The sequence below is a fragment of the Aquiflexum sp. genome (genome assembly GCF_977115555.1).
Genome location: NZ_CDSBKL010000408.1, coordinates 1 through 3534, shown reverse-complemented (window position 1 = coordinate 3534; position 3534 = coordinate 1). Strand labels below are relative to the sequence as shown.

Below are 3534 nucleotides of genomic sequence, written 5' to 3'. Positions count from 1 at the left end.
TATTTTTTTTAATAAATCGGTTTAGCAAATAAATTTATCTATTGCTTCAAATAAAAATGGAAAGCAAATAGTTTTTCAGGAGTTATTCCTTAACATGAATTATTTAGTTATTTCATTCGTTGCCAATGATTTACAAATTAATACTCTCCGCGAATTGGAGGTCGGAATCCCCATCAAAAATTATTTTTACATACCTTCTAAGAAAATTTAGAAAAGCAGATCAGTAAAAGCAAAATCTCCCTGAAGTCTGAAAAGAATAAAGCCAAAAAAAAACCGCCCGAGGGCGGTTTTTTAATTTATTTGATAAATAACATTTCTCTATACTTGACTAATGGCCACAATTCGTCATCGACCACAAGTTCTAGCTTATCAACTGCATATCTGATTTTATCGAAATAAGCTTCTTTGATTTCGGTACAATAACTTTTTGCTCTTTTTACGATGTCTTCTTCCTTGTTAAGCTGCTTTCTTGCTTCGATCATTGCATAAACATTTTTTTGAATCGACTCTAAATGCTTGCTAATCTCTTTAATTGTTCCGATGGCAGCTGTATTGTCAAGACCAAGGCCGGCTAATCCGTTAGCATTTTCTATCAATTTGTTTTGATACAGGATGGAAGTAGGAATAACGTGATTCAAAGCCAAATCACCAATCACTCTTGATTCGATCTGTACTTTTTTGATATAGTTTTCCAACATGATCTCATGTCTTGCATGAAGTTCCTTTGAATTGAGCACATTATGTCTTGAAAACAGATCTGCAATCTTCTTATCATGGTAGATATCAAGTGCAAAAGGAGTACTCTTCAAATTTGATAATCCTCGTTTCTCAGCTTCATTGGCCCACTCCTCAGAGTAGCCATCACCTTCAAATCTGATTTTCTTACTTTCCTTGATGTACTTTCTCAATACATTCACAATTGCAATCTTCTTCTCTTTGCCGGCATTGACTTCCTTATCTATATCTTTCAACAAGCTTCTCAAAGATTCTGCTACTATGACGTTCAATACTGTCATCGGCTCTGCTGAATTGGCCCCAGAACCTACAGCTCTAAACTCAAATTTATTTCCAGTAAAGGCAAATGGCGAAGTCCTGTTTCGATCTGTATTGTCCAATATGATTTCAGGTATTTTGGAAATACCAAGTTTCATGTACATGTTATCGCCTTTTTCGATTTTAACGTTTCCGTTTTTCTCTAATTCATCCAATACGGAAGACAGCGTAGAACCAAGGAATACGGACATGATGGCAGGAGGAGCCTCATTTGCACCTAATCTAAAATCATTACTTGCAGATGCAATGCTCGACCTTAACAAATCAGCATTGTCGTAGACAGCTTTTACAGTTGCTATGACAAAAGTAAGGAACTGTAGATTCTCCCTTGCAGAGCTGCTTGGCTGGAAAAGATTGACACCTGTATCCGTGATCAAGGACCAGTTGTTATGTTTACCACTTCCATTGACTCCTGCAAATGGTTTTTCATGGAACAAAACTTTCAAACTGTGTTTTTCAGCTACTTTATCCATAAGATCCATCAACAGCTGGTTATGGTCAATGGCTTTGTTTATTTCTTCGAACAAAGGTGCCACTTCAAATTGACCTGGTGCCACTTCATTATGACGTGTGGAGACCGGAATCCCTAACTTGTGGGCCTCGATTTCAAAATCAGTCATAAAATCTTTGACCCTTGTTGGAATAGACCCGAAGTAATGGTCTTCCAATTGTTGACCTCTGGCAGGGCTATGTCCAAAAACAGTTCTACCAGACATTACCAAATCAGGTCTTGTTGCAAAAAGGGCTTTATCAATCACAAAGTATTCTTGCTCAACGCCCAATGATGGACTTACTTTCCTGACATTTCTGTCAAATAATTGACAAACTTCAACTGCTGCAGAGTTAACGGCCTCCAAAGATTTCAACAATGGAGTCTTATAATCCAATGCTTCCCCTGTGTAGGAAACAAAAATGGTAGGAATGCAAAGCGTTTTATCAAAAATAAAGATCGGAGAAGAAGGGTCCCATGCGGTATATCCCCTAGCTTCAAAAGTGGATCGAATTCCACCATTTGGGAAAGAGGATGCATCAGGTTCTTGCTGAACTAAAGCTGATCCTTTGAATTTTTCCAAGCCTGCATAGGCATCAAAGAAAGAATCATGCTTTTCTGCTGTGGAACCTGTAAGTGGCTGAAACCAGTGGGTGTAATGGGTAACACCTTTAGATAGTGCCCAAACTTTAACCGCAGAGGCAATTTCTTCTGCAGTGGACGAATCAATTTTTGCTCCTTTGTCAATGGCCTCCATTACCTTCTTGAAAATAGAAGGTGCCAAAGACTCTTTCATTTGTTTTGTACCGAAAACATGACTTCCATAATAGTCGGAAATCTTGGAGGAAGGTGGAGTCACAATAACTTTTGACCTACCTTGGGCCAATAGTAACGCATTTTGTCTTAAAGTTGCCATTTTCTACAATAAGTGGTTTGATTTTGTACCCACAAAAATATGAAATTATATGAATTTCAAAGACAAGAGGGTGAAAATGGAGTGCTTTTGCTAAAAAATTACATTATTTTTAAAAAAAGAGGATCAAATATCCCTAATATGTCGAAAAAAATGCCAGTTTGAACTCAAAAAATAGAAAATTGAAAACTGAATGATAATATTTAAATTTGCAGCTTGTAAAAAAGGAGATCGGCGTGAAAAAAGTTGCATTTTATACTTTAGGTTGTAAGTTAAATTATTCAGAGACTTCTACCATCAGCAGGATGTTTGAGGCAAAAGGCTATGAAAAGGTGGATTTCGACAATAACCCGGATATTTTTATTATCAATACCTGTTCGGTAACTGAAAACGCAGATAAGAAGTGTAAGAAAATCGTACGCGAAGCAAAAAAAATATCTCCTAATTCCTATGTCACCATCATTGGCTGCTATGCACAGCTCAAGCCACAGGAAATTTCCGAAATAGAAGGAGTCGACGCTGTGTTGGGTGCGGCAGAAAAATTCAGATTGATAGAATTGTTAGATGGTTTTGCGAAGGAACAAGAGACCAAAGTTTTGGCCTCTGAAATTCAGGAAGCAAATATTTTTAACAATGCCTACTCCATGCATGACAGAACCAGGACATTTTTGAAGGTTCAGGATGGCTGTAATTATGGTTGTGCATTTTGCACTATTCCTTTGGCAAGAGGAAAAAGCCGAAGCGACACCATTGAGAATATCCTCGCTTCAGTAAAAGAAATCGCTGATACGGATGTAAAAGAAGTGGTTTTGACCGGCGTCAATATCGGGGACTTTGGTATTCAGGAAGGAAAAAGAAAAGAAAGATTTGCGGACCTCGTCATGGCGATTGATGAAATCGAAGGCATTGAAAGATTCCGGATTTCTTCGATTGAGCCTAATTTGTTGACCAATGAGGTTATCGAATTTGTGTCTACATCCAAAAGATTTGTACCTCATTTTCATATTCCTTTACAATCCGGAAGCAATACCATTCTGAGAAGTATGGGGAGAAGATATCTCAGGGAATTATATGAAGA

The 3534-nt window shown here is 37.6% G+C and carries 2 protein-coding genes; one reads left to right on the top strand and one right to left on the bottom strand.

Translation table 11 applies throughout. From position 1 onward, the window contains the following. Positions 1–296: 296 nt before the first annotated feature. On the bottom strand, positions 297–2459 hold the full coding sequence (locus tag ACZFYI_RS17475) for a glutamine synthetase III family protein (RefSeq protein WP_462525411.1): 2163 nt from the start codon (positions 2457–2459) through the stop codon (positions 297–299). Between the two features lie 233 nt (positions 2460–2692). Between ACZFYI_RS17475 and ACZFYI_RS17470 the strand changes: the two genes are divergently transcribed. After that, positions 2693–3534 (top strand): MiaB/RimO family radical SAM methylthiotransferase (locus tag ACZFYI_RS17470; RefSeq protein WP_462525410.1); only part of this gene is annotated, 842 nt, incomplete at its 3' end.

Excerpts from the sequence above, each read along its gene's own strand:
- ACZFYI_RS17475 (WP_462525411.1), bottom strand. The coding sequence starts at position 2,459 with ATGGCAACTTTAAGACAAAATGCGTTACTATTGGCCCAAGGTAGGTCA.